This is a genomic window from Streptomyces xylophagus (assembly GCF_000716435.1).
Classification (GTDB): Bacteria; Actinomycetota; Actinomycetes; order Streptomycetales; family Streptomycetaceae; genus Streptomyces; species Streptomyces xylophagus.
Map to the genome: position 1 here is coordinate 243,130 of NZ_JNWO01000012.1, position 24,200 is coordinate 267,329.

Annotated in this window: 25 protein-coding genes and 2 tRNA genes; 22 read left to right on the top strand and 5 right to left on the bottom strand. The window is 66.5% G+C overall.

Features of this window, described 5'->3' with window-relative positions:
- Window positions 1-3: 3 nt before the first annotated feature.
- Window positions 4-79 (top strand) — tRNA-Asn (locus OO70_RS27150).
- 174 nt (window positions 80-253) lie between these two features.
- Window positions 254-330 (top strand) — tRNA-Ile (locus OO70_RS27155).
- A 123-nt stretch (window positions 331-453) separates the two neighbouring features.
- Here the strand turns inward: OO70_RS27155 and OO70_RS27160 are convergent.
- Window positions 454-2,337, bottom strand: coding sequence for a tyrosine-type recombinase/integrase (locus tag OO70_RS27160; RefSeq protein WP_043676692.1), 1,884 nt, complete (start codon window positions 2,335-2,337; stop codon window positions 454-456).
- A gap of 493 nt (window positions 2,338-2,830) precedes the next feature.
- Here OO70_RS27160 and OO70_RS27170 point away from each other — a divergent pair, with 493 nt between their 5' ends.
- The gene (locus OO70_RS27170) at window positions 2,831-3,793 is read left to right on the top strand and encodes a recombinase family protein (protein WP_043676695.1); all 963 of its coding nucleotides are present in this window, start codon (window positions 2,831-2,833) and stop codon (window positions 3,791-3,793) included.
- Here the strand turns inward: OO70_RS27170 and OO70_RS27175 are convergent.
- Window positions 3,782-4,552, bottom strand: coding sequence for a hypothetical protein (locus OO70_RS27175; protein WP_043676696.1), 771 nt, complete (start codon window positions 4,550-4,552; stop codon window positions 3,782-3,784). The genes OO70_RS27170 and OO70_RS27175 overlap by 12 nt on opposite strands.
- Before the next feature lie 5 nt (window positions 4,553-4,557).
- Complete coding sequence (locus OO70_RS54715) at window positions 4,558-5,085, bottom strand: hypothetical protein (RefSeq protein ID WP_158711517.1); 528 nt, start codon at window positions 5,083-5,085, stop codon at window positions 4,558-4,560.
- A 674-nt stretch (window positions 5,086-5,759) separates the two neighbouring features.
- Between OO70_RS54715 and OO70_RS51325 the strand changes: the two genes are divergently transcribed.
- The 7 genes from OO70_RS51325 (at window position 5,760) to OO70_RS27210 (ending at window position 10,884) form a co-directional block, all read left to right on the top strand.
- Complete coding sequence (locus tag OO70_RS51325) at window positions 5,760-6,938, top strand: ParB/RepB/Spo0J family partition protein (protein WP_051741633.1); 1,179 nt, start codon at window positions 5,760-5,762, stop codon at window positions 6,936-6,938.
- Between the two features lie 60 nt (window positions 6,939-6,998).
- Window positions 6,999-7,370, top strand: a complete 372-nt coding sequence (locus OO70_RS27185; protein WP_043676698.1) for a hypothetical protein — start codon at window positions 6,999-7,001, stop codon at window positions 7,368-7,370.
- A 242-nt stretch (window positions 7,371-7,612) separates the two neighbouring features.
- Entirely contained in the window at window positions 7,613-7,822 is a 210-nt protein-coding gene (locus OO70_RS54720; protein ID WP_158711518.1) for a hypothetical protein, read from the top strand.
- 85 nt (window positions 7,823-7,907) lie between these two features.
- Window positions 7,908-8,189 carry a hypothetical protein gene (locus OO70_RS27195; protein WP_043676702.1) on the top strand — a complete coding sequence of 94 codons (282 nt, stop codon included), beginning with the start codon at window positions 7,908-7,910 and terminating at the stop codon, window positions 8,187-8,189.
- Window positions 8,190-8,246: 57 nt separating this feature from the next.
- Complete coding sequence (locus tag OO70_RS51330) at window positions 8,247-8,909, top strand: ParB N-terminal domain-containing protein (protein WP_051741634.1); 663 nt, start codon at window positions 8,247-8,249, stop codon at window positions 8,907-8,909.
- Window positions 8,906-10,351 carry a methyltransferase domain-containing protein gene (locus OO70_RS53925; protein WP_043676704.1) on the top strand — a complete coding sequence of 482 codons (1,446 nt, stop codon included), beginning with the start codon at window positions 8,906-8,908 and terminating at the stop codon, window positions 10,349-10,351. Before OO70_RS51330 ends, OO70_RS53925 begins: the two co-directional genes overlap by 4 nt.
- Before the next feature lie 71 nt (window positions 10,352-10,422).
- Window positions 10,423-10,884 carry a hypothetical protein gene (locus OO70_RS27210; RefSeq protein WP_043676706.1) on the top strand — a complete coding sequence of 154 codons (462 nt, stop codon included), beginning with the start codon at window positions 10,423-10,425 and terminating at the stop codon, window positions 10,882-10,884.
- Between the two features lie 632 nt (window positions 10,885-11,516).
- On the opposite strand, the gene OO70_RS27220 is transcribed toward OO70_RS27210, so the two are convergent.
- Entirely contained in the window at window positions 11,517-12,245 is a 729-nt protein-coding gene (locus OO70_RS27220) for a GntR family transcriptional regulator (RefSeq protein ID WP_043676710.1), read from the bottom strand.
- Between the two features lie 162 nt (window positions 12,246-12,407).
- Between OO70_RS27220 and OO70_RS27225 the strand changes: the two genes are divergently transcribed.
- The 4 genes from OO70_RS27225 to OO70_RS27245 all read left to right on the top strand — a co-directional run bounded on the left by OO70_RS27225 (window position 12,408) and on the right by OO70_RS27245 (window position 18,416).
- Complete coding sequence (locus OO70_RS27225) at window positions 12,408-12,944, top strand: hypothetical protein (RefSeq protein WP_043676711.1); 537 nt, start codon at window positions 12,408-12,410, stop codon at window positions 12,942-12,944.
- Window positions 12,941-14,479 carry a terminase large subunit domain-containing protein gene (locus tag OO70_RS27230; protein ID WP_043676713.1) on the top strand — a complete coding sequence of 513 codons (1,539 nt, stop codon included), beginning with the start codon at window positions 12,941-12,943 and terminating at the stop codon, window positions 14,477-14,479. The genes OO70_RS27225 and OO70_RS27230 overlap by 4 nt, the downstream gene beginning before the upstream one ends.
- 925 nt (window positions 14,480-15,404) lie before the next feature.
- Entirely contained in the window at window positions 15,405-16,466 is a 1,062-nt protein-coding gene (locus OO70_RS56895; protein WP_158711520.1) for a cold shock domain-containing protein, read from the top strand.
- A 120-nt stretch (window positions 16,467-16,586) separates the two neighbouring features.
- Window positions 16,587-18,416 carry a hypothetical protein gene (locus tag OO70_RS27245; protein ID WP_043676715.1) on the top strand — a complete coding sequence of 610 codons (1,830 nt, stop codon included), beginning with the start codon at window positions 16,587-16,589 and terminating at the stop codon, window positions 18,414-18,416.
- A gap of 18 nt (window positions 18,417-18,434) precedes the next feature.
- Here the strand turns inward: OO70_RS27245 and OO70_RS54725 are convergent, their stop codons facing one another.
- Complete coding sequence (locus tag OO70_RS54725; protein ID WP_158711521.1) at window positions 18,435-18,593, bottom strand: hypothetical protein; 159 nt, start codon at window positions 18,591-18,593, stop codon at window positions 18,435-18,437.
- A gap of 437 nt (window positions 18,594-19,030) precedes the next feature.
- Between OO70_RS54725 and OO70_RS27250 the strand changes: the two genes are divergently transcribed.
- The 8 genes from OO70_RS27250 to OO70_RS27285 form a co-directional block, all read left to right on the top strand.
- Window positions 19,031-19,489, top strand: a complete 459-nt coding sequence (locus OO70_RS27250) for a hypothetical protein (protein ID WP_043676717.1) — start codon at window positions 19,031-19,033, stop codon at window positions 19,487-19,489.
- 42 nt (window positions 19,490-19,531) lie between these two features.
- Complete coding sequence (locus OO70_RS27255) at window positions 19,532-20,218, top strand: hypothetical protein (RefSeq protein WP_043676719.1); 687 nt, start codon at window positions 19,532-19,534, stop codon at window positions 20,216-20,218.
- Window positions 20,219-20,404: 186 nt separating this feature from the next.
- A complete protein-coding gene (locus OO70_RS27260) occupies window positions 20,405-20,818 on the top strand; it encodes a head decoration protein (protein WP_051741641.1) in 414 nt (137 codons plus the stop codon).
- 14 nt (window positions 20,819-20,832) lie between these two features.
- Window positions 20,833-21,876 (top strand): major capsid protein, encoded by a 1,044-nt coding sequence (locus OO70_RS27265; protein WP_043676721.1) that lies wholly within the window; start codon window positions 20,833-20,835, stop codon window positions 21,874-21,876.
- Window positions 21,877-21,888: 12 nt separating this feature from the next.
- Entirely contained in the window at window positions 21,889-22,239 is a 351-nt protein-coding gene (locus tag OO70_RS55455; RefSeq protein WP_043676723.1) for a hypothetical protein, read from the top strand.
- Between the two features lie 73 nt (window positions 22,240-22,312).
- On the top strand, window positions 22,313-22,636 hold the full coding sequence (locus OO70_RS27275) for a hypothetical protein (protein ID WP_043676725.1): 324 nt from the start codon (window positions 22,313-22,315) through the stop codon (window positions 22,634-22,636).
- A gap of 6 nt (window positions 22,637-22,642) precedes the next feature.
- Window positions 22,643-23,458 carry a hypothetical protein gene (locus tag OO70_RS27280; protein WP_043676727.1) on the top strand — a complete coding sequence of 272 codons (816 nt, stop codon included), beginning with the start codon at window positions 22,643-22,645 and terminating at the stop codon, window positions 23,456-23,458.
- Window positions 23,459-23,687: 229 nt separating this feature from the next.
- Window positions 23,688-24,200, top strand: a 513-nt coding sequence (locus OO70_RS27285; RefSeq protein WP_043676790.1) for a hypothetical protein, incomplete at its 3' end; no start/stop codon positions are given.

Consider the following 24,200-nt stretch of genomic DNA (forward strand, 5'->3'; position numbering starts at 1 on the left):
CGATCTTCCGTAGCTCAATTGGCAGAGCAGCCGGCTGTTAACCGGCAGGTTACTGGTTCGAGTCCAGTCGGGAGAGCCAGTGGACAGCAGTGGACGAGGACCCCGTTGGGGTCCTTTTTCATGTCCCCCGGAACCGCTCGTGACGTGCCGCTGTCCTCATGGTCGTGCGAAGTCGACCATCCGAAGCAGGAGATCGTATGAGCGGCTATGCTGCGGCAGACGGCGCGTACAAATGTGCGCGACGCGCCGTAATGGGGCGGTAGCTCAGCCGGTTAGAGCAGCGGACTCATAATCCGTCGGCCGTGGGTTCGAGTCCCACCCGCCCCACCACTCGCTACGCGAGAAGAAACCTTCTGACCAGGCACTTTCCCGGTCGGGGCGAGGCTGTGAGGGTCCTGGCGACCCCGTCTTGATCATGATTTCATGATCGTCTGGACAAATTCTGGACGCAGGTCACGCGGCGCGTGAACGAGCCCTCTTTTGCCTGGTGTTGCGGCGGAGAGGAGCGGGGTGCGAGGTGTCCCACCCCGCGATGCTCGGAGTCTCCGTTCGGGCGATAGTGAAGCGGAGGAGGGCGAACTCCTGGCGCTGATCTCCCTGGTATTGGTCGTTGAAGTTCTCGATCCGGACCAGCTCTAGTTCGTTGCTCGTGCAGTGGTCGCGCATCCACTTCACGGCGGCATTGGCGGCGTCGTCCTGGCCTCGGCCGGCGAGGGTGACCAGGCCGAGGAGATCGGAGTCGGGCCCGGTCTGGGCGCCTACGGACCAGTCCTCGCCCGCCTGGCGCGCGCCGTGGGCGAAGAAGACGGCGAGGTCGCCCTGCCAGTTCGTCTCGGGGATCTCTAGCGGCGTGTGCACCTTGTAGGGGACTTCGCGGGGGACGACGGAGATGACCGACTCGGCCTCGGCTCGCATCATCTCGGGCAGGACGCTGGTGTAGGTGTCGGAGGTGATCTGGCGTGAGGAGTGCCCCAACTTCTCCTGGACCACCTTGATGTCGTTCCCCGCGAGCAGGGAGAGCGTGGCCGCCAGGTGGCGAAGGTCGTGGAGACGGACCGGCGGCAGGCCGGACAGCTCTACGAGACGGGTGAAGCGTCTGGAGATCCAGTCAGGGTGCAGCGCCTCACCGTTCTCGTGCGTCCACACGCGACCGGTCTCGACGTAGGCGGCTCCCCACTCCTGGCGCTTCTGCTCCTGCTTCGTGCGGAAGCTCACCAGGTTGTCGGCGGACTCCAGGCTCAGCGACACGGTGCGGACGCTCTCCGCCTTCGGTGCCTCGCCGTATAGCTGGTAGGCGACTTCTACGATCTGCTGGGAGATCCGGAGCCAGAGAGCGTCGATGCTGACCTCTCTCCACGGCACCGCGGCCATCTCGCCGCGCCGGGGGCCGAGGAAGATGAACGAGTGCCACAGCTCGTAGAGCCAGTCATCCTTGACGAAGTCGAGGAACTCCCCGGTCAGCTTGGGTGTCCAGACCAAGACCGGGCCGGGCTTCTCTCCGGTGCGCTTCCAGTGCTCGACGCGCTCTGGCGTCCAGACGATGGGCTTCGGCCGTGTGACCGACGGAAGCTCGACGAGCTGCGACCAGTTCTTGGCGAATGCCTGCTCGCGCTTGATCCCCCAGGTGAGCGCCGAGCTGAGGGTGTCGTTGATGCGGTGCATGGTTGCGGGTGAGGTGACCTTTCGCAGGCCCCTGCGGCCCTCGCGTAGAGCCATGTTGGCCTCCAGGAAGGCTTGCCGGTACGGGCGGCGTTCTTCTCTCTTGGCGTAGCCAGCGGTCTTCACCCAGGCCCGGTGCGCCTCATCCCGAGCCTCCTGGAGTTCCGTCACGCGGAGCCGGTGGAGGATGCGCTCCGCGTTCTCCCTCTCGATCGCGTTGTACATGAGGTCGAGGTGGCGGACCTTGAGGTCGCGTCGCTTGATGTGTCCCAGGTGTGGGACGAGGTAGTTGTCGAGGTGCTCCTGATAGCCGTGGCGAGTGGTGCGTGCGAGGGACTTCTTAGCCTTGATCCAGCGAAGGAAGAAGGCGCCGCACGTCTCGTCGGACAGCACGTCGGTGCCGGCGGTGGCGGCGTCGTACAGTTCCTTTGCCTTCCGCTGTGCGTCCGTCTTCTTGGCGAACCCGCCGCGCCGGACGCGCTGACGCTTGCCGCCCTCGCCGGGCTCCAGCTCGAAGTACAGGTGCCAGGTGCCGTGGTCCTTCTCTTCGAGCTTCGGGCAGCTCGCGCCGATCTTGCGCATCTTCAGCTTGCCGTTGGCGTCCTTCTGCGGTCTGCCGTCCTCGTCTATGACGGGCTCCTGGCAGGCGCAACGCCGCGTGTAGCTGGGGTCGAACACGAATATCCCCTTCATGGCCTTCGCTTGTGGAACTTCTGTGTCGGTCTATGTCGACCGAATCCCTATCTTGCCCCAACACTCCAGTGTTGGAGTATCCTTACGGCACGTTGGCGTGGGGGAGAACGCGACAACGGGAATGACAACGAAGGACGCATCTGTAGCTACGGACGCCGGGGTCAGCGCGATGACCCTCGAGGAACTACTCGCGCTGCCACCGACCGTGAACGTTGTGACGGCTGCGCGAGCACTCGGGATTGGCACGCACAAGGCTTACAACTTGATCAAGGAGGGGTCTTTCCCCGTGCAGACGCTCCCTCTGGGCGGCACGGTGAGAGTCCCCACTGCTGCACTGTGGCAAGTGCTCGGGGTGACGCCACTGGTGCAGTGATCGTGTAGCCCTGAGTCTGTCGGTCTCGCTGGGCCATAGCTGGGACATGTGCCGTGGCCTACGATCAGGCGGCTACGGGCGCACGAGACGAGAACGGACCACCGCATGCCACGGCTCTACGGTTTCGAGGACGCCTCACGTCGTCGGCTACGTGACGATGAAATTGACGCGACCCGCCTGATGGTGAGCCGGGCGCTCATCAGCGATGAGTCCAACCACGACATTGCGGTATGGGCGAATGGTGAGGGCTACCGGGGAACGCTCGGCGGGGAGTGGAAGGACGCGTCGATTGGACGTCTGTTCCGCACCCCGGCGATCGCTGGACTGCGCTACGACGATGACGGCGAACTCGTTGACGCGGGTCACCTCGGTGCTATCACGCGCGAAGAGTTCATGGCCCTCCTGGCGCGGGAGGAGGCTCGCAGCACGAAGGTCCCAGAGCCCGCGTATGACTATCTCCTGACTGGTGGGGCCAGCACCTGCGGCAACTGCAAATGGGACCTCGGGGGCGCCCGTACCAATGCGGTTACGCCTGGATACCGCTGTCGCCCGAAGGACAAGAACGGGCACGGCGGCTGCGGCGAGGTCCGGATTGATGCCGAGCTGTTGGAGGGTTACGTCGGAGAACACGTCGTGGCGGAACTCCTCAAGCCCGGCATCCGAGCCCAGATCGCCCAAGCGCAGGCCGCCGTGCGCAAGCAGGTTGAGGACCTCAAGAGGGACATCAAGGAGCTGGAGGGCCGCCAAGCGGAGCTTGGGAGGCTCTATGGAAACCGCGAGATCAGCGGCGAGGCGCTGGTAGCCGGAGAGCGCGAGATCGCGTCCAACCTCAAGGGCATCCGTTCGCGCCTTCGCTACGCAGAGCAGATGGCGAACTTCTCACTTGGCCATGCCAAGGACCTGGTGAAGTGGTGGAACTCTGCACCCACCGCGTCGAAAAGAGGCATCACGCTGCTCCTCCTGGAGAAGATCGAGGTGTTCCCCGCGAGCGCCCGCGGCGTCCGGACGATCGAGCCGGGACGAGTCGTCCTTCACTGGCGCAAGCTGTCCGGCACGTCAGGTGACTGAGATCGCTACCCGCGATGCGAGCCGCCTGCCTACCATCGCCATGGTCAGCCCCGTGATCAGTGAGATCACGGCGAGCCCGGCCAGGAGCGGGGAGACGATCTCCTCGTAGCGCAGCGGCCACGGGTGGCCAAGGTAGTGAGTCACCAGGTATGACCCCTTGCTGGCGGCGTAGGCCACTCCGAGCACCGCAGAGATCGACGACAGGGCGAGGCCGCGAGCCGTCCAGGCGTGTCCTGCGCGCCGGGCAACGAGAGTCATCCCGGTGCACAGGAACGCGATCTCGCCGCAGGTAATCGCCACGTATCCCAGATAGACCATGAGGTAGACGGTGACGCCTGGCACTGTGGCGAACTCGGTCGTGAACTCCACTGTCTCGTCGGTGGTGCCGACGAACAGAGGCAGCATCGCCGCTAGGACGCACACCGCGAAGGCGACACGTGCGTACAGGCTGGCCTTCAGCACCTCGTGGTTGTAGGACCAGTCCACGAGCATCAGCTGAAGGCTGCCGCACCATACGACTGCACAGATGTGCGCCCCGAGTTTGGCGGCATTGTTCATGCCGGTCGCAGATTCGATCACGTCCTCTATCGCCGGGACGGCGAGGGTGACGCCCACCGTGCAGATGCCGATGGCCACGGCTCGGGTGAAACGCGCTACGCGATAGTCGCTTCGGTCACGCTGACGCCAGGCTTCCCGAGCGGAGAGCACGGTACCCACCAGGCCAATCAGAGCGCACAGGCCGAAGACTAAGCCGTCCATTTGGTTCAGGTTCCTTCCAAGTCGGAGACGGCGCGCTCAGCCGCTTCGGTGAAGCTGAGACGCCTCCGCCGGCCTGGCCGCGGTGGTTCCGGGACAGGTGGAAGAGGCTCGGGCACCTCCGGGACGACGAGATCACTGCGTCCGTGTCGCAGACGGATCTCACGTGCGGCCTCCAGGAGTTCGGCAGCTCCAGCGTCACCCAGGTCGTGGATGAGCCGAAGCGCCTCGCGCGCGTCTGGGCAATCCTCATAGACCGACAGGGACGTCAATCCGTTGTAACCGGGGAGTAGATAAGCTACCGGAGAGGCCAACGCCCGTGCCAGGCCTGCCAGTTGGGAGATCGTTGGATTCGCCTTGACTCCGTTCAAGAGGTCGTTCACCACCTGGTGGGTCATCGCAGGCTTGCCCCCGGGAGCCTCAGCTGTGGCGGCAGCAATGTCGCGCGTGCTCAGGGTTTTCCCGTCCGCCCTGCGTTTCCTGCCGATCAGGACGGCGAGTTTGCTGGAGAGAGGGGTGTCCGGGCCGAGCGGCATGGTGCTGGCTACTCCTTGTGACGCGGCAGGCCCGACCAGGCGGGGGACGGTGAATGTGGTGCGCACTCAGTATCGCTGTGAGGTGCAAGTGGCTGGTGAGACAGCCCAATGTCTATGTTGGTTGACAATGGGTAACGCTCGCCGCAAGATCTATAACCTTGGGCGAAGTAAGCGCGTGCTCGGCATGCGGGGCAGCCGCCCCTCTACCGCCTCCTTGGGTGCAAGATCGCGACGGGCACCCAACTAGGCCTCGAATTGTGCCGCTAACTCGCCTGTGTGGGGATCTAAGTGGGCCGCGGCTCGTTACGGAGGCGGAACGCTGCAATGCGGGGAGGGTACGGGTGGGGATCGAGCTGGACCGAGTGCTGGCCCGACTGGAGGAGTCGGGCGGAAAGGAAAACGTTGTCTTGGATGACGAGGCTGCACTCGCCGCGTTAGCGGCTCTGGCGATCGTTGACCCGAAGCGGGTCGGCTGCGATGCGGAGCCCGTGAGGGGTGCCGCTACGAGTTGATCTACGCGCGTACTTGGAAGCGGGCCTCCGTAGGGGCCCGCTTCACGCGTCTGACCTGCAAAAACTTCCCGAAAATTATGGACCTCCCCCCTGAATGCATATAGAATAGAACCAGAAGGAGGGGGGAAGGAAGAAGCCCCCACTGACCTCTTGGAGATCGCAATGTCGCACAAGTACGCCGCCCTGAGGATGCGCCAGATCCACCGCAACCCGCACCAGCCCCGCAAGACCTTCGACGAGGGCGCGCTGAAGGAGCTGGCCGATTCGATCAAGGAGCATGGCCTGCTCCAGCCGATCGTCGTCCGGAAGGTGGCGGAGGGGTATGAGCTCGTGGCCGGCGAGCGCCGCTTCCGTGCCAACGAGCTCGCGGACAACATCACCATCGAGGCGAAGATCCTGCTGCCCGAGGGCGGGTCCGAGATCAGCGACATGGACTCCTTCGAGAAGGCCATGGCCGAGAACTTGAACCGCGAGGACATGCTCCCGCTGGAGGAGGCGCGCGGTTTCAAGAAGGTCCTGGACGACAAGTACGACGGCGATCCCGACCAGGTTCCCGCCGTCGCGAAGACGTTCTCCAAGTCGGTCCAGTTCGTCAACCAGCGCCTGGCCCTGCTCGCCCTGCGCCCGGAGATCCAGGCGGCCGTCGACCTCGGGCACATCGGCACCCAGGCTGCCGTCCAGATCGCTGCGCTCTCGAAGGACAACCAGGCGGCGGTCTTCCAGGACTGGAGGAAGGGCGACAAGAGCGACAACCAGCTCGTCCACATCGCCTACGCCATGCGCAAGCAGGAGAAGGCGGCCACGCAGGACTCGATGGTCGACGTCGACGAGATGACCCCCGAGGAGAAGGCCGAGCGGAGTCGCGCACAGGCCAAGACCAAGAGCGACCTCGACGCGATCGAGGGGATGTGGGCGCTGCTGGACAGCATTGGCAAGGCGGACCCGATGGAGCTGGCCCGCACCTTGGCGGGGGAAGTTGGCAAGCGGCTTGAGCAGATGGACCGGGTCGCGGACGTCGTGGCGAAGGCCCGCTTCCAGCTCCGTCAGGCGAAGGCGCACGCCGACGCCAGCGAGATCATGGTCAACCCCGCCGCCGCAGCGCCCGACCTGGTGGCCGAGGCTGACGCCGTGCTCGCCCAGGTGGACCCGGCTGTGGGCGACACCGAGCCGGAGGCGCAGGCCGAGCGCGCCCCGGAGCCGGAGCCCGCCCCGGCCGCCGACGCCGACACGGAGACCGAGGCCACCCCGGCCGCCGACGCGGAGACCGAGAGCGCGGCGGAGTCGGAGGAGGACGACACCGAGGCCGAGGCGGCGGCCGAGCCGGTCGCCGTCGGAGCCTGACTCGTCCGTCCAGGGGCGGCCCCCAGCGGGCCGCCCCCTTCTCCATGGAGTCCCACAGTGATGAACGACATCCAGGCCATGCGCAACATCAACCACAACCTGTTCGACGTGCCGGCCTCGGCCAACGCCCTTGAGGAGTACGACTCCGACGTGGCTGCACTCGTCCGCGAGGCTGCGGCGCACCTGTTCAAGGCGCGCCGCGACAACGACGAAGCCGCCCTGAACGAGGCATACAACCTCACCCTGATCGCCGCCTCCGACCTCATGAAGGGTGCCGGTAGTTCGGTGTATGTGCGCACCCATCTCATGGTCACGGCCCGACTGGTCGAGCTCGAAGCGGCGCTGCTCGCCGCGCCGACGGCCCGCGGCGCGGCACCCCTTGGCGGGTTCGAGCACGGGGCTGCGCCGACTCGAGATAGATCCCAACACTGAAGAGTGATACGTTCTATCTCGTTGGTGGAGGCGGCCTCAGCCGAGGAACCGGCTCACCAACGTGCCGTGGCATGCGGCACTCCCCTTCGGTGCCTGGCGGGTGGCCAATCCCCCGCGCCCTACCCGCCAGGCACCGGCCCGCACCTGAGCGGAGCCACCGGAGCGCCGCCAAGATCCACGATCACGACCGGACCCGTCCCCGCCTCACGCCGGGGGCGGGTCCCCGTGCACTCAGGAGCGCCATGAACACAGAGGACTTCGCCGGGCACCCAGAGGATCGCGACCTGTATGAACGTCTCCTCGTCGAGCGGGACGGGACGCCGATCAAAGCCCTCGCTGAACGTGACCCGGGCCTCGAAGTGCCAGCAGCCCCCGACCCAGACGCGACCCGGCACCTCACGGAACTCGAAGCAGCCACAACTCCCCGACGACGAAAGCGACATGGAGCATGACCGCCAAGCAGGCGCCGCCCGCAGAGCCAGAGCGCCGAACACCTCCCGTACCCGGTGCGGTGTGGTGCCGATCCTGTGACTCCTGGTGCCTGCCGACCGGCATCTGCGGCTGCAACAACCGGTGATGCACACCCTTCTGCGCCTTGTCGCCGACGCGATGGCTGTCCTGCTCATGGCGGCCATCGCCGTTGTCGCCTGGGTCGTTGTACAACTCGGCGGCGGCGGTGTCCTTCTCGCCAGCCTCTTGGCCGTCCCCGCCTGCGGGCTGGTGGCCGCCGCCATCCACCACGTTCAGCGATGGGTGGGCAGTCGGCGGCCGACGCACCAACTGAACCCTCGCCCCGGCGACCGCCGCGGCTCGGCGTGATCGTCTAGTCTGAACTAGCTGTAGGGCGCGGGGAACGGCCTACACAAGGGACGCCCAGTGACCCCGACGCCCGCCAAAATTCCCGAACTGCTCCTGCCGCTCGCCGTCCCCACCGAGGACCTCGTTCCGTACTACCGGAACCCCCGCAACGGTGACCTCCCCTCGATCGCCGAATCACTGACCGTCAACGGCCAGTACCGCGCGATCGTCGTCAACAAGGGCACCCACACGGGCCGCCACAACGAGATCCTGGCGGGCAACCACACGTACGCGGCTGCCCAGCAGCTCGGCTGGGAGCAGATCGCCGTCACATGGGTCGACGTCGACGACGACGCGGCGGCCCGCATCGTCATCGTCGACAACCGGACCAACGACCTCGCCGGATACGACAGCGTGCTCCTGGCCGAGATCCTCTCCGACATCCCGGACCTGGCCGGTACCGGCTACGACCGCGAGAGCGTAGACCGGCTCCTCGACGACACTTCCCTGCCCGAGACGCTGGAACTCACCTCCGACGGCGCGGGCACTGGTGCCGCAGCCACCGTCGACTACCTCCAGTGGGGCTACCTCCAGTGGGAGTCCAAGCGGGTCCGGATCACCTCCGAAGAGGTCGAAGCCCTCAACACCATTTACACGAAGTTCGTGGACGACACCAACAGCGACCTCGGCTTCGGCTGGCACGTCTTGCAGCAGGCCCACGAGGAGGGCGAGGCGGCATGAGCAGTGCGCCCACCACGACGTTCTACGAGGCGTACCCCCTCGACCGGCTTCGCCCCGCCGACTACAACCCGCGCCGCCTCAGCGAGGAGGCGTTCGTCAGGCTTCAGGCGTCACTGCGCCGCCACGGTGTCGTGAAGCCCGTCATCCTCAACGCCGACGGCACACTGGTCGCAGGCCACCAGAGAACCAAGGGCCTCCAGGCCATCGGCCTGACGCACACACCCGCGGTCATGCTGGGCACGAAGGTCAGGTTGCAGGACGAGATCCAGTTCAACCTCTTGCACAACCGAGTCGAGACCGAAGCCAGCATCGTCTACGCCGAGCCCGGCGTCATCGGCGCCTGGTCATGGATTCCATGGCAGTCCATCCGGGTCGCGGAACGAAAGAACCTCTCCTTCGTCAACGCCATCGGGCACATGACCGCCGGCCACGGCCCGTGGGGGAGCGTTGTCATCGACGACCAGGGCCGCATCGTCCTCAACGCCGAATACGCCGTCGTCGCCTCCATCAACCGCTTCGACCTCCTCGCCTGGACCGTCACCTCCGCCGACGCCGCCCAACTCCACGCCGACCTCACCGGCGAGTACGGCGTCTACGACTGGACCGCCATCGAGAGCAAGGCCCCGGTGTGGAACCAGCACATCGTGCAGCCCAAGAGGCTCCGCAAGTTCTCCTCCAAGGCCAAGGCCGGAAAGCTCGCCTACGGCTCCGAGACCTGGGACCAGTTGGTCACGCCCTGGCTCAAGCCCACCCACCGGGTCGTGGACTTCGGCGCCGGGTACGGCGACTACGCCAAGCACCTGCGCGCCAAGGGCTTCAACATCCACGACTACGAGCCCTACCGCTGCCGGGACGGCTCGTACGCCGTCGACATCCGCGCCGTCGTCGGCATGATCCGCGACATCGACAAGGACATCCAGACCAACGGCCTGTACGACGTGGTGGTCCTCGACTCCGTCATCAACGCCACCACCACCCTCGACTACCAGCACTGGGTGATGACCACCGTCAACGCCCTCTGCTCGGCGGACGGGGTTGTGTGCCTCGGCACACGCAACCTCGCCCGCGAACTCCGGGATGAGCAGGCCAAGCGGGTCACCTCCCAGACCGCCACCACCAAGATGAGCTTCCTCGACGAGGACAACGTCGAGATGAACTTCGTCAAGGGGAAGTGGCAGAAGCTGCGTTTCCACACACCCGAGACTCTGGAGCCGCTGCTCCGCCGCTACTTCGAGGACGTACAGGTCACCGACCTCAGCGGCTCCAACATCAAGGCCACCTGCCGCCGCCCTATCGCGCTCCCCAAGGAGGAATACGAGAGGGCATTCGAAGAGGAATTCAACATGCCTTACCCGAATGGGTTCCGACATGACAGGCATCTGGAATTGGTGGGAAATTTGATAAAATTGGCAGTAGGGAGAAATGAATCTCTCGCCAATTGAAACGGGTAAATGGGGAACGGATGTCGCAGCGAATACAGGTCCAAATTGAATCACGAACTCGGTACCACATCATGTGGCTGGCAGGCGTGCGGCACGTAGCCCTCGACCAACACTGCCTGCGCAGCTTCGGCCAGCCCGACCGTCCCCGGCTCGACGTCCGCCGCCGGCATCAGGCGATTGAACTCCCCGAGCACAACCCGCCCCTGGCCTGGTACCTGTGCGCGCTGCCCAACCCGTGGAAGTGGAGCGACAACGCGCACCTTGCTTTCGAGCGCGCACCCGGAGAGCAGTGGGAGGGGCCCGCCCTGGTGCCGGGCCTGTATGTGCACCTGGAGAACGCTCGCCCCATCACCGGATGGGGCGAGCACAACATCCCCGAGAGCGAGCCGCGCCGGAAGTCTGTCCGTTTCCGAACCTGCCGCAACTACCAGTTCGCCTGGTGGCTGCGCACCGAGCGCAACGCGCCCGACGCACCACCCGAGTGCGTGCCGCCCAAGCGGCCCGGTGAGGGCGAGCAGATGTCACTGATGTGATGCTGGTGGGGCCGGGCGAACGTCGTCTGGCCCCACCGCCGTCTCCTGGACGCGCCTGGCCTCACCTGCCGCCCTGGCCGTCTCCTCGCCGCGCACAGTACGAACCAGCGCCCGCCATGAATCGACGAGAGGCGGTAGCTGGTCGAGGAGCCCTTTGGTCACGAAGATGACGACGGAGAGCACTCCGGCCCAGGCCAAGATCCACAGGATGACGGTCGAGTCCACCGTTCGGCTTCCCTTTCAAAGGGCCGAACTGTGCGCAGGCACACTCAGTCCGGCCATGGTCAATGGCTGAACTGAGTCTCGTGCCGGCGATTGAAACTCAGGTCTTGCAGTACCGCCAGGGTTTCGAGGATGCGTGTGGAGAAGCGAGCCGGCCAAGGCATGCTGTTATCGATGGACCGAGCAGGTCACCGGATCCGCTCGTTAGATCGCCAGCATGGGCACAGAGACTCCCCGTAGACACGGTTCCGTCAGGCCCTCACTTCCAGGCGATACCGTAGCTGATGGGCGCGCGCCGGGGGCGGGAATCGTAGACTTTCGCTGCTCCGCAACGAGAAAGTCGGGGGCCTGACGGACAGTTGGAGTCGGCGGGTCGGCGGAGCTGTGTCACTGAGCCGTGTGTGCGTGGCTCAGTCCAACCGATACGTATGTTCAAGCTCCTGCTTGGCGGCAGGAAAGAGCAGATCAGAGGCCATCAATACTTGCCCCGATGCATCCCGGGCAATGATCAGAACGTTGAGGGCGGGCGTGTTGATAGACAGGCCCAGAAGCTCGGCCTCGCTGGCATCGGGCAACCGAGTCGAGATCCGCTCAGTCACATGGTCGAGGTGCACCTTCAGCCGGGCCCCAAGGTACTCACGAAGCCCCCTATGCATTGGCTCGACGTTCACCAACTCCGTTCCGTCGGCGAGTCTGGTCAGGAAGTACGACGAGACCAGCTCAGCGGCTTCCCCACCCTCCTCAACCAGGAAACGCCGCAGCAACACGTCAGTCTGCTCCGGCAGTTCCAGTGCCAAGGCGATGCGCGCTGGAGCCGGTACCCGGTCAACGACAACCAGACGCCCTGCGGCCTGTGACTCGTTGCGCGCCAGGGTTACGAGTCCCCGACGGCCATGTCCCTCGACGACGGTCGGCCGCCCTCGCACGATGGTTCCGTATCCCTGACGGGACTCCAGCCAGCCATCGCGTTTGAGTAGTTCAAGTGCTCGCACGACCGTTGGGCGGGACATGCCGAATTCATGGACCAACTGATTCTCGCTAGGCACCCTCGTGCCGGGCGGATACGTGCCAGCCTCGATGCGGCGTTGGACCGTCTGCGCGAGGCGTACGTACTTGGGCGCATCCACTTCGTACGCCATGAGCGCCACCTATCAGAATTGGGCAAGTCGACTGGTCAACCAGACTACCCATCGTGCAAGGTGAACCTAACCGCTGGACGCCGTGGCACCAGGGCAGCTGAAACGAAGTGGGATCATGGACTCGGGCGCGGGGGCGCACCCGAGCTGTGAAGGACCCCCGCCGTGGGACGCCCCGACAGAGCCGCGCGTGCGGCCATCGCGCGCCGCCGCTCGGACGCCATCGATCTACGCCTCGCCGGCGTGGACTGGTTGACGATTGCCCGCAAGCTCGCCGCCGACCCGACCATCAACTCTGACGGGATCGCCTACCCGCAGGGCTACGGAGTCGAGCGGTACCGCAAGAACCAGGACCCGCCCACCAACGAGGCCCTGATTCACGCCGCTTGCCGGGACGTCCGCACCGCGCTCGCCGACCGCCGCGCCGAACTCAACGACGACGTAGATGAGTTGCGCGCGCTGGAAGCCGACCGACTCGACCGGCTGTTCTTCGTCGCCTACAAGAAGGCCGTACGGGACCAGGACCTCGCCGCCATCGACCGCACCCTGCGGATCATGGAGCGCCGCGCACGGCTGCTCGGCCTCGACATGCCCGTTCGTACGGAACTGTCCGGCCCGGACGGCGGACCGGTCCAGGTCGAGAACGTGACCGTCGATGAACTCGACGCCCTGATCGCGCTCACCGATCCGGACGGCGAATGAACCCGCGCGACCACGAAAGGGTCATCGCCCACTACAAGACCCTTCCGCCAGCGAAGCGCCGCACCATCGCACGGGCCGCATCTCCCGCGCTGCGCGCTGAGTTGATGCGAGTCGAACGCCAACTCGCCATGGACCGCTCGCCAGGCGCGCTCGCCGCCGTCCTCACCGGCGGGCGCGAGATGCAGGCCCCGCACCTGGATCTCATCGACCGCGCGTTCATCGACATGGCCGCAGGCCGATGCGACCGCGTGATGTTGACCATGCCCCCGCGGCACGGCAAGAGCCGACGTGCCTCCCGATGGGCGCCCCTCTGGTACCTGCGGCGCAACCCCGGCCACCGCATGATGATCGCCAGCTACTCCGCCGACCTGGCCGACGACCACGGCCGGTGGATCAGGGACGCCATCAACACCTGGGGCGACGACCTCGGCATCCAGCTCAAGGCGGGCAGCCAGGCCGCCAACCGCTTCGACATCGTCGGCGGCGAAGGCGGCCTCCTCGCGGCCGGTATCGGCGGCGGCCTCACCGGACGCGGCGCACACATAGCCATCGTCGACGACCCGGTCAAGGACATGGCCGACGCCGACAGCCCCACGATGCGCAAGCGCGCCTGGGACTGGTGGACTTCGGTACTGCAGACCCGACTCGAACCGGTCGGCGCCATCTGCCTCATCCAGACCCGGTGGCACGAAGACGACCTCGCCGGACGCATCCTCGCCACCGAGCGCGACGCCTGGCGGGTCATCGACCTGCCCGCCATCGCCGATGGCCTTGACGACCCGCTCGGCCGCGCTCCTGGCGAGGCGCTGTGGCCCGAACGCTTCAACGTCACCCACCACGCCAAGACCCGCAAGCGAGTCGGCGAACGCGTCTGGGCCGCCCTCTACTTGCAGAAGCCCCGTCCGCCGGAGGGAGGCGTCTGGAGGCGGGAGTGGATCGATACCGCCCGTATCAACGCCGTCCAGTTCTCCGGCCTCGACATGGCGCGCATCGTCGTCGCTGTCGACCCCGCCGGCGGAGAGTCCACGGTCGGCGACGAGACGGGTGTCATCGGCGTCGGCCGCGACTTCGACCGGCAGTTGTACGTCCTGGCCGACCGATCCGGATCGATGGGCGCGAACGACTGGGGCCTGGCGGCATGCCGTCTCGCCCTCGAACTCAAGGCCGACGCGATCGTGGTCGAGAAGAACTACGGCGGCGACATGGCGCGGCAGATCGTCACTCAGGCGTGGGAGCAGCTGCGCCGCGAGGGCGTCACCAAGGGCCTCCTGATGCCCATGATCCTGGAGGTCACCGCCAAGGTCGGCAAACGACTGCGGGCCGCCCCCGTGGCCCAGCTGTACGAACAGCAGCTGGTACATCACGTCGGTGAATACCCCGAGCTGGAAGGTCAGATGGTCACCTGGGTCGAGGGAATGGACAGCCCCGACCGCATGGACGCCGCAGTTCACGGACTGACCGAACTGGCCGACCCCGACCAGCTCGACACCCTGCCCACCGACACCGATGACGACCGCTTCGACGGCCGCCGCTGAGCTCTCGCCCAGCAGGAAACGGCCCCAAGAGGAAACTGCCCAAACGCAGTCGCAGGTGCCCCTGGAAGTCCATCCGGATTCTCTATGTCTGGATGATCATCTGGTTCATCCGCAACTACTCAGGGCAGGGCGACCTTAGAGTAGGCGTCGGTTGACGTCAGAGGAGGGGCCGTGAGCTGGTGGCAGTTCTCCTTGCTCGGTGCCGCTGGGGGAGTGCTCGTCGAAGTCCTTGCCCTCTTCCGCCGCGTTTCCGACTGGCAGACCGCGCGCCGCACGCCGACTGGCTTGATCAAACAGCAACCACCCCGCTTGCGCCGGTACATCGACGTCCCTGCCCACGCCTGGATCCTCGCCTTCCGCGCACTTCTGGGAGCTGGAACAGCGGCGCTGTTTGGAGCTACCGGGCAGATCAGCGGCGCGTACGTGGCCGTTGCTCTCGGTGTGGCCAGTCCCTCCGTGCTGGCCCAACTGGGAAGCATCCCCCAGGTCGCGACCGCGGTCCGAGGGGCCCCAGCCGCAGTGAGCGCGGTACCCGTACCCGGTAACGAGACGGCGCTGCACCCCGCGGCTACGTATCCGCACGAAAAGGACGCTCCGCACCAGGCGCGTCCGGAGGCCGTCAATGAAGGCTAAATTCCCCCGCCCAAGCCGTGACGACGCCACCGTATCTACTGCCACCGACGAGGATGCCACCGTCACGAAGACCGCCGCGTCCGACGCGAGGTTCGTCAGCCTCGACGGATACAGCCTTCCGAGGCGGGTACTCGCCGGCCTGCTCGGGGTTGATCTCACCAGCGAATCTCCGAACCCTTCCACGCTGCCCCCGGTGCACGAGAGGCTTCCTCCAGGCGATTCCGAAGCTGAGACGGCTCCAGCGTCCCGTGTGCCGCACATTCGGGCCGTGACCGGACGGCACACTTCGTCAGTGCGACCTGACATGGCCAGGAGCGATCTGGCCCTGATGCTCAACACTCTGTCGCACCGGCTCGCAGAGGCCGGCCGCCCTGAGGATGCCTTGTCTCAGGTCGAGGAAGCCACGCAGATCCACCGCGAATTGGCGCAGATACGGCCGGAGTTGTTCCTGCCGAACCTCGCCATGACGTTGAACAACCTCGCCGACCGCTTGGCGGACTTGGGACGGCACGAAGCGGGCCGCGCCGCTCTGGAAGAGGCGACCCAGGTCTATGAACATCTGGCCCGAGACCGCCCAGGGATGTTCCTGGCTGATCTCGCTATGACGCTGAACAGCCTCTCTGATCGACTGGCCGCGCTCGGACGGCACGAGGAGGCGCTCGCCGTTGTTTCACGAGCCGCAGAGTTCCAGCGCGCGCTGACAGGAAGGGGCGCCAGGCAGAGGCTCGCGGCCACCGCGGCCTCCGTGGAGGCGGCCGACACGGACTATGTGGCTGGCACCTTGCAATGGTTCAACTCCGAGAAGGGGTACGGTTTCCTCGCCGTGGACAACGGGCCGGACCGCTTCGTTCACTACAGCGCCATTGACACGGATGACTATCGCTCCCTCGAAACGGGCCAGCGCGTCGCGGTGCGGGTTGCTGCCGTTTCGGCGGAGGCATCGGGCAGTGCCTCAGTTCTCCGACAGGAATCGGCTTCGGTGAGTATCGACGACGACTTCAGGGAAAGCGTTGAGTCGCTGCGGACACTCCAATCTGCGGTCGGCTCAAGACTCTCCGGGAGGTTTGGCTACGCGGCCAGGCGGTGGAGCGGCAGCGCAGCTCAGGCCAACAGGCCTGCCGAACACGGCTCCGCAACGAGGCACGTGCTTGTCGCGGTTGTCATCGATGGCCAGCCCGGCGAACTGGCTCGACTCTTCGCCGATGCTGGCCGCGCGGGCGTGAACATCGAGGACATCAGAATCGAGACCCCGTCGGGTCAACAGGAAGGCCTTGCCCAGCTCTTGGTTGAGACCTCGGCTGCGGCTGGCCTGGCGGCGGCCTTGGCGGAGCGAGGCTGGTCCATCAGCACATAACCCGCTCGCTATGAGAAGACTCGACTGGGCAGAGCTCGAACTCAAGGCACAGTCGGCTCAGGGTGCCGGGACGCCGTAACCTGATCTTGCGGCGCGGGGCCGACTGCCTGGAGGGGCACTGTGGGCCTGCGCGAGTTGATCACCGACGTATGGAGTTGGCTGGACTACAAGCCAGCCATGGCCGACCCGCGCCGACCGGGCCGTAGCACCTGGGCGGAACTGACCCGCTCCTGGGTGCCGGACGAAGACCTGCGACGTCTGGCTGCCTACCGGCTCCTGGCTGCGTACGACTCCAACCAGGCCGGCCAGTTCGCCGCCGTGACTGGCGACGACGAGGCGGGCATTGAGCGGAGGGAACTCGGCGACGCCTCCAAGCTGGTCGACACCGCGCTCGGCTACCTCCTCGGCTCCCAGCAGGTCATCAGTGTCGCCGGCGCGGAGGACACCGACGACGAGCCGACTGCCGAGGCAGCTGCGGCGCTGGCCGTACAGGACAAACTGAGGTCCTGGGCGGAGAAGGAACTGCTGCCGCTGCGCGTTCAGCAGGCCGAGCGAACCGCGATCCTGCTGGGTGATGCCGTCTACACCCTGGCCTGGGATCCCGCGAAGGGACGGGTCCTGCTGCGCACTTGGGACCCGGGCCTGTACTTCCCGGAGTGGCCGGAGGACGGCGAGCAGGACGGTGCCGACTTCCCCCTGCGCGTTCACCTCGGGTGGGAGCTGCCCGAGGACAAACGGCGCGGGCTCAAGGCCAGGCTTCGGCGGGTCACCTACGAACTCGGCCCGATCGGTCCGGCCAGTCGGCGCGGCGCTGCGAAGGACGGCAGCCCGGCGCGCGAGTACCTGTACACCGACGGCGGCGATCCGATTCTGGTGAGCGGCGACGCGCGGAACGCCGACACGGGCGTGATCACCCGCACGTACCCGTGGGCACCCAACCGGTCCTCCCCGTGGACGTGCTTCCTCACCGACGCGGAATGGGATCTGGACGACCTCACGTACGCCGACCTGCTGTACGACCTGCCGATGCACAAGGCTCGGTACCGGGTCCGCTCGGACGGAGAAGTCCTCGACAGACTCGACCTGCGAGTGGACTTCATACCCGTCGTCCACATCACGAACAGCATCCCGTCCAGCGGAGACCACTGGGGGAAGCCGACCGTGGCCACCGTCCTCCAGGCCCTGGACGAACTGTCCGCGACTGACACCGACGGCTCAGGCGCATCGGCCACCACCGGCTCGCCGATCATCGGCCTGGCCGGAGCCCGGTTGCCCATCGACCGAGCCACCGGCCAACCGCTACCGGTGAAAGTCCGGGCGGGGACGGTGTGGCAGCTCAACGACAACGGACGCATGGACGTCCTCGACACCTCGGCCCAACTCGCCGAACTCCGCGCCCGCGTCGACCACATCCTCGACCGGATTGCAGCGAACAGCCGTCTCACCGCCGCCGGCCTCGGCACCCTCGACCCCACTGCCCTGCCGTCCGGGTACGCGCTACAGCTGGCCTTGGGCCCGCTCGACTCGCTCGTCGCCGCCATGCGGCTGGTCCGCGACCACAAGTACGCCGTGCTGTTGCGCATGGTGCAGCGCCTTCACCAAGCCGGACAGGCCGAAGGCTGGCCCGCAGGGGAGTCGTTGCCCGCGCGGTTGATGTGGGGCCCGCACACCCCGACCGACCGAGCCGCCGTCCTCGACGAGGTAGTCAAGGGTGTCGGCGCCGGAGTCCTATCTGTCGAGACGGGCGTACGCATGCTGAACGACGCCGGGTATCCCATCGACGACGCCCAAGAGGAGATCGAGCGAATCCAGGCCCGTGCCTTCGAAGCCGCTGCTCGTCTCGCGGACGCTACGGGCGACAATGCGGCGGTGCGCGAGTTCCTTGGCCTTCCTGAAGCGGCCTCTGAGTTGGGGTCTGTGCCGAGTGGCGCGGCACCTTTGGGAGGGTAGTTCCACGGCGGCATATGGCTAGGGGCGGCGCTGGCTTCGCGATATCGCTTGCCGCATCTCCTGCCACGCGTTGATCAGTTCAGGTAGCTGCTTCAGGAAGATCACGATGAGTGTGATGCATAGACCAATGAAGCCGAATAGCGCCAGGACAAACAGACTTGCGGTGTTCCAGGTCATGCGCCTTGCCTCTCGTGCTCGGAGTGCTTCTAGCATCACGGCCTGGAAGTGCCGAGAAACGCGACCTGACGACACTGGGTGGAGACTGGCACGACTTGTCGAAACTCGAAATCGGCTGACGGAACCTGACGGTAGAGCCTAGAATCGTCAACTCTATCCCGAAGAGTTGATCGTGGCCTGGCGATGGGAGTGGACGTGGCGCTGAGGATGCCCGGAAAGGAGGTGCTTCCCGACGGACCGCATCGTGACCTGATAGCTGCTCTCCATGATCTGTACAACAAGGCAGGACGGCCGGGTGCTCGAAGGGTGAGTGACGCAGTACGGCAGGTCGATGAGCTGTCTGATTCGGTTTCACATGAGACGGTCGCCTCGATGCTGAGAGGGGTGGTGCTCCCGAGGTGGAGCAAACTTCAGGCCGTTGCCTGGGTCTTGGCCGTATGGTCGATCGACCCGACCCGGAAGAGGTAGGCAGGGAGATTCATCGCCTGTGGCTTGCCGCGCAGTTGGACGAGGCCCCGGAGGAGCGAGAAGGCCCGTCTGCCCGAGCGAAGACCTATAACTGGAAGCCTCGGCACACGGTGACGGAGTACGCATCGTGGCCGGGTAAGGAGATGTTCGACATCAGCCGACTGAAGGGACAGGTCGTCGTCAGGCTCAACCAGAGTCATCCTCTTCATCGGAAGTTGAGCGATCTTGCCGACGCGCTCGATGAGGCTTCGACTCTGAGCGAGGCTCGTGAAGCTGCGGGCGAGTTGCGTGTGGTTCTGGACTTGCTGATCCTCGCCTACGCACGGGCAACCGCCGTGTTCAGTGGTCCCGAGAACTTTGTAGAGGTTGGCGCGTTTTGGGGGGCATTCATGGCCAAGTTCATCAAGGACCGGAACGAACTAGACTGATCAACGGCGCGGGGGCGCTGGAGACCTGTGGATGGTTCACGCATGACGCGCCCCTCACTCCCCAACCCGCTCGAACCGGTCGGGCACCGCCGTGACGGGCGGCCGATCTATCCGATCCTCGGGGCCTCGCCCGACGACGACTCCAACAAGCCCGGTGACGAGGACGGCGCCCCGAACGGCGCCGTCACGCAGGAAGACCTATCGCGACTGCTGGCCCGAGAGAAAACCCAAGGCGGCCGGGCCGCTGTGAGAAAGCTGCTCGGCGACCTCGGGTTCGACAGCTCCGAGGCGCTGACCGAGTTCATCACCACGAAGCGCGACGCCGAGCAGGCCGAGCTGACCGAGGCCGAGCGCCGTGAGCAGGCTGCCGAGGAGAAACTGAGGGCAGCCGAGACGCGCGAGGCGCAGGCCCTGGCCAGGGAGCGCGCCGCCATCAGGCGCGCTGCTCTCGGAGGACTCGGCGCGACGGGGGACGACCTTGATGACGCGGTGCTCCTGATCGACCGTGCCCTGGACGACCAGCCCGACGCCGATGAGGTGGCTGTCGCCGCTGCCGCTCAGCAACTCAAGGAACGACGCCCCGAGTTGTTCGGCGTAACCCGGGAGACCGTGCCGCCCGCCCCTGGCGGATCCCCGGCTGGCGGCCCCCCGACGCGCGGAGGCATTCCACCTCGGCGCGGAGCGGCGGGTCTCGAAATGGCCCGTCGGCGAGGGCTCATCAGCGACTGACCACGTCGGCGATACATGGCCCTGGGACCACGCCCCTCCAATCGTGGACGCCCTTCCGGAACCTGGTTGGGCTGATGAGGGACCACGCCCTGGCGCGGCTCGGCCGCTGTCGTTTCGTGGACGCCGCCCCGTGCCGCTCGCGCCGGGTGCGGGAGGAATCCGATCCGCACCCACGAGGGAGACATCGTGAGCGACTACCAGGTCCTCACCACTGCCACGACGGTCACCGACGACCGGACATGGCTCGCTTCGCTGGACGGCGTCCACGAAGCCCAGACGGTCACCGTCGACACCAGCAAGCTGGCGGCAGGTACGCACTACACGGCGGGCACGCAGAACCAGCCCCGCCACATCATCAAGTCCGGCATCCCACTGGGGAAGATCAGCGCGTCCGGCCTGTACGCGCCCTACAACGCCGCGGCCAGTGACGGCACTCAGGTCCTCGCCGGATTCCTCGTTGCCGAGACCGCGTTCACTCCTGGCTCGACGAAGACCGCGGGCGCACTGCTGTGGCGCGGCGAGGTGCAGGCGTCGAAGCTGCCCGTCGCCTTCGCGCCCCCGGCCGCCGCGAACACGACCGCGTTCATCCACTACCGGTAAGGAGGCAGACCCCCATGGCACTTGAGAAGCTTCTTGAGGCGATCGTCCCCGAGGACATCCAGGCGTTCATCCGAGCGATCACCACGCCGGAGGACTACCTCCTCACCCGCGAGGTGTTCGCCGAACGCAACATCGACAACGTCAAGTTCCGTACCAAGAGCAGCAAGCGGCGCGTGAACGCGGCGAAGTTCCGCGCGTGGGAAGCCGCCCCGACCCTCGCCAGGCGGCGTGCCGAGCAGGTCATCAACGAAGGCATGCTGCCCTGGGTCGGCCAGGAACTGCCCTTCTCCGAACTCCAGATCATCCTGGCCGCCGTCGACCGCGGTCAGGACACCACCGAGTTCCTCGACCTGCTCTACGACGACCTCGAACAGCACGTGGAGGCCACGAAGGCCGCCATGGAGATCGCCGCCGGACAGATGCTGTCCACCGGTGTGGTGTCCCTGCCCGGAGTCGCCCTCGATGTCGACTGGAAGGTGCCGGCCGCCAACCGTCCGACGGTCGCGGTGCCGTGGTCCCAGTCGGATGCGGCCACCCCGGTCACCGACGAACTGGCGTGGATCCAGTACCTCAAGAGCATCGGCGCACCACGCCCCGAGATGGTCATCAGCTCGGAGAAGGCGCTGTCACTGCTTGGGGCCACGGCGGAGTACCGGGCCGCGTTCCACAACTCGCCCTCCACCGAACAGATCCCGACCGGGATGCTGGCGCCGGAGGAGGTCAACCGGGTCCGCGCCAAGTACAACCTGCCGCCCGTCACCACTTACGACGTCCAGGCGTACGACAGCAGCGACACCCTGGTGCGCACGACCCCGGAGACGCTGTGGGCGATGATCCCGCCGCGCCGCGAACAGTGGGGCGAGACCCAGTACGGTCTGACCGCCGAGGCGATCGAGCTGCGAGGCAAGGGAGTCATCACCGCCGAGGAGGCCCCCGGCATCGTGATCACCACCCACGTGCAGACGCGCACCCCCGTCCAGCTGTCCACGATCTCCGCCGCTGCTGCGATGCCCGTGCTGTACGTGCCGGACATCCACATCGCCGCGACGGTCTTCTAACGGGAGCTGGTCATGGCGAAGTTGGCGCGCACGGTATTCCTGCGAGACCCCCAGCAGGGCCCGATCCGGCTCGACGCAGGGGAGGAGGTACCCGAGCGGCTCGCCCCGCTCATCCCGAACCCGGCCGCGTGGTCGGGGGAGGCTCCCTCTCCGGACGAGGCCACCTCAGACCCGATCGGCGCGGACGGCGATGCGGGAGACACGCCGACCGTGGCGGATCCTGCCCCGGAGCCGGAGCCGGAGCCGGAGCCGGAGCCGGAGCCGGAGCCGGAGCCGGAGCCGGAGCCGGAGCCGGAGCCGGAGCCGGAGCCCGTCAGGGCTCCGAGGCGACGCACCGCGAAGGCTGCCGGTGCGGGTGCGTAGGTAGTGGCACATCACCAGTGAGGCTCGGCACCGTCACGGTGCCGAGCCTCACCTCGTACGACAGGAGCATCTGATGGACATCGCTGTACGAGCCTGGCTGCTGGCCCAGCTCGGCCCCACCACGGACACCGTCGACCTGGACGCACGCTATGCGCGGCTGATCTCCGCTCGCGCTGTCGCGAACGAGGTCCTGGCCGAGCGGCGCGCGAAGCTGCTCGCTGACCCGCTCCGCATGACAGTGGACGGCGTGGTCACCATCGACCAGAGCAACAACCTCGCGGGGCTCGAACGTCAGATCGCCGCGCTCGTGGACCTGGTCGCACCGGACGACCTGGCCGACGGAGAAAGCACTAACCTTGTAACCGCGCCACTGCTGCGCGCTCGCCGGGGACGGTAGTCCGGCATGCCGTACGAGTGGCCACCGCTGGTGCCCGGAGACCCGGACGAGATCGCGCGTCGCGTCGCGGCCGTACTCGAAGATGCCTGGCAGCGACTCGCCGCCCAACAGCGCGCCGCCCTCACTCAGTTCGCCAACAACCCGCGGACGCCGCACACCGTGGCGGCGTTGGAGGAGTTCAAGCAGGCGATCCGCGCCTTTCGCCAACGCGTCGACCAGGAGGCCCAACAGTTCGTCCAACGGCAGCTACCGCACCTGTACGCCGCCGGCGCTCAAACCGCTGCCGAAGCCCTCAACGTGACCTTCACCTGGACCACCTTCCACCGCGACGCCCTACAGTCCCTCGCGGCCGACTCCTACGCCGACTTCCTGCGCCGTTCCCAGGAGGCCGAGCGAATGGCGAACCAGTTCTATCGGGCGGCACGAGAGGCAGCCCGCCGCGAGATTCCACAACTTGCTGCGGGCAACATGACGGCGAAGCAGGCCGCGAAGAATCTGGCGGACAGACTCGCCGCCGAGCACAAGCTGACTCACGTCGTCTACCGCAACGGCGTTCGCGTCCCTGTCCGCGCCTGGGCCGAGGCCGCCACCCTCGCCAAGTCGGCCGTCGCATACAACGCCGGCACCCTCAACCGCACCCGCCAGGCAGGCGTCACGATGGTCGAGGTCTTCGACGGCCTGGACTGCGGCTGGACCACCCATCAGGACACCGACAAGGCCAACCGCACAGTGCGAACCGTCGAGGACGCCGCAGAGTGGCCGATTTCTCATCCGCGCTGTCGCCGGGGGTTCGGTCCACGGCCGGATCTGACGTCGGTCTGACGTGTCCGGAAGCGACGGCCGCCGGTATTGCGCATGGTCCCATTTGCAGGCCGTCACGTCCCGCCCGGAACACAGCCGGCTCATCCCGGTGTTGGGAGATTTCGCGTTGCACGCCACGGGCACCGCGCCGTGCGACGGGCGTGCGCCGGTGCACGGCACCCTGCACGGTAGGGCGGCAGTCGGGTAGGGCAGCATCTGCTCAGCCATCGCCCGACTGTGAGGGGTCGTCATGCCTTCCACCCGCCGTGCCGCTTCGTCCGTCCTGCTCACCTGCCTGATGCTCGCTGGCTGTTCCCCCACGTCACTGGGCGGCTCCACGTCGTCTGGGAGCCCGACTGCTACGTCGGCTGCGTCGGGTGCTGCCGGGGCCGGGCGGGAGATCGCGGTGGGGGCGGGTCCGCAGAAGACGTACACGGTCCAACAGCAGCCGGCCGCGGGCAGTTGCCACTACCAGTATCTGAAAGGTGAGCCGCTGGAGGATCCGACGTGCACGCCGGGCGCAATCTCCCCGGCGGTCACCCAGTCGAATCTGAAGTCGACGATCTGCCGCAAGGGTGGCTACACCTCCGGCATCCGGCCCTCCACGTCGGTCACCGGCAAGGAGAAGGAGCTGAACGCCGCCTCCTACGGCTTCACCGGCCGCATGGGTGATGCCGAGTACGACCACCTCATCAGCCTGCAGCTGGGGGGTGACCCGAACGACTACCGCAACCTGTGGGTGGAGCCCGCCGACCCCGGCCAC

What these genes read in the sequence shown, in the direction of transcription:
- OO70_RS27170 (WP_043676695.1), top strand. Translation starts at nt 2,831, where the DNA reads ATGCCACGGCTCTACGGTTTCGAGGACGCCTCACGTCGTCGGCTACGT.
- OO70_RS27175 (WP_043676696.1), bottom strand. Translation starts at nt 4,552, where the DNA reads ATGGACGGCTTAGTCTTCGGCCTGTGCGCTCTGATTGGCCTGGTGGGT.
- OO70_RS54715 (WP_158711517.1), bottom strand. Translation starts at nt 5,085, where the DNA reads ATGCCGCTCGGCCCGGACACCCCTCTCTCCAGCAAACTCGCCGTCCTG.
- OO70_RS51325 (WP_051741633.1), top strand. Translation starts at nt 5,760, where the DNA reads ATGTCGCACAAGTACGCCGCCCTGAGGATGCGCCAGATCCACCGCAAC.
- OO70_RS27185 (WP_043676698.1), top strand. Translation starts at nt 6,999, where the DNA reads ATGAACGACATCCAGGCCATGCGCAACATCAACCACAACCTGTTCGAC.
- OO70_RS54720 (WP_158711518.1), top strand. Translation starts at nt 7,613, where the DNA reads ATGAACACAGAGGACTTCGCCGGGCACCCAGAGGATCGCGACCTGTAT.
- OO70_RS53925 (WP_043676704.1), top strand. Translation starts at nt 8,906, where the DNA reads ATGAGCAGTGCGCCCACCACGACGTTCTACGAGGCGTACCCCCTCGAC.
- OO70_RS27210 (WP_043676706.1), top strand. Translation starts at nt 10,423, where the DNA reads ATGTGGCTGGCAGGCGTGCGGCACGTAGCCCTCGACCAACACTGCCTG.
- OO70_RS27220 (WP_043676710.1), bottom strand. Translation starts at nt 12,245, where the DNA reads ATGGCGTACGAAGTGGATGCGCCCAAGTACGTACGCCTCGCGCAGACG.
- OO70_RS27230 (WP_043676713.1), top strand. Translation starts at nt 12,941, where the DNA reads ATGAACCCGCGCGACCACGAAAGGGTCATCGCCCACTACAAGACCCTT.
- OO70_RS54725 (WP_158711521.1), bottom strand. Translation starts at nt 18,593, where the DNA reads ATGACCTGGAACACCGCAAGTCTGTTTGTCCTGGCGCTATTCGGCTTC.
- OO70_RS27250 (WP_043676717.1), top strand. Translation starts at nt 19,031, where the DNA reads ATGGTCGATCGACCCGACCCGGAAGAGGTAGGCAGGGAGATTCATCGC.
- OO70_RS27255 (WP_043676719.1), top strand. Translation starts at nt 19,532, where the DNA reads ATGACGCGCCCCTCACTCCCCAACCCGCTCGAACCGGTCGGGCACCGC.
- OO70_RS27265 (WP_043676721.1), top strand. Translation starts at nt 20,833, where the DNA reads ATGGCACTTGAGAAGCTTCTTGAGGCGATCGTCCCCGAGGACATCCAG.
- OO70_RS55455 (WP_043676723.1), top strand. Translation starts at nt 21,889, where the DNA reads ATGGCGAAGTTGGCGCGCACGGTATTCCTGCGAGACCCCCAGCAGGGC.
- OO70_RS27275 (WP_043676725.1), top strand. Translation starts at nt 22,313, where the DNA reads ATGGACATCGCTGTACGAGCCTGGCTGCTGGCCCAGCTCGGCCCCACC.
- OO70_RS27280 (WP_043676727.1), top strand. Translation starts at nt 22,643, where the DNA reads ATGCCGTACGAGTGGCCACCGCTGGTGCCCGGAGACCCGGACGAGATC.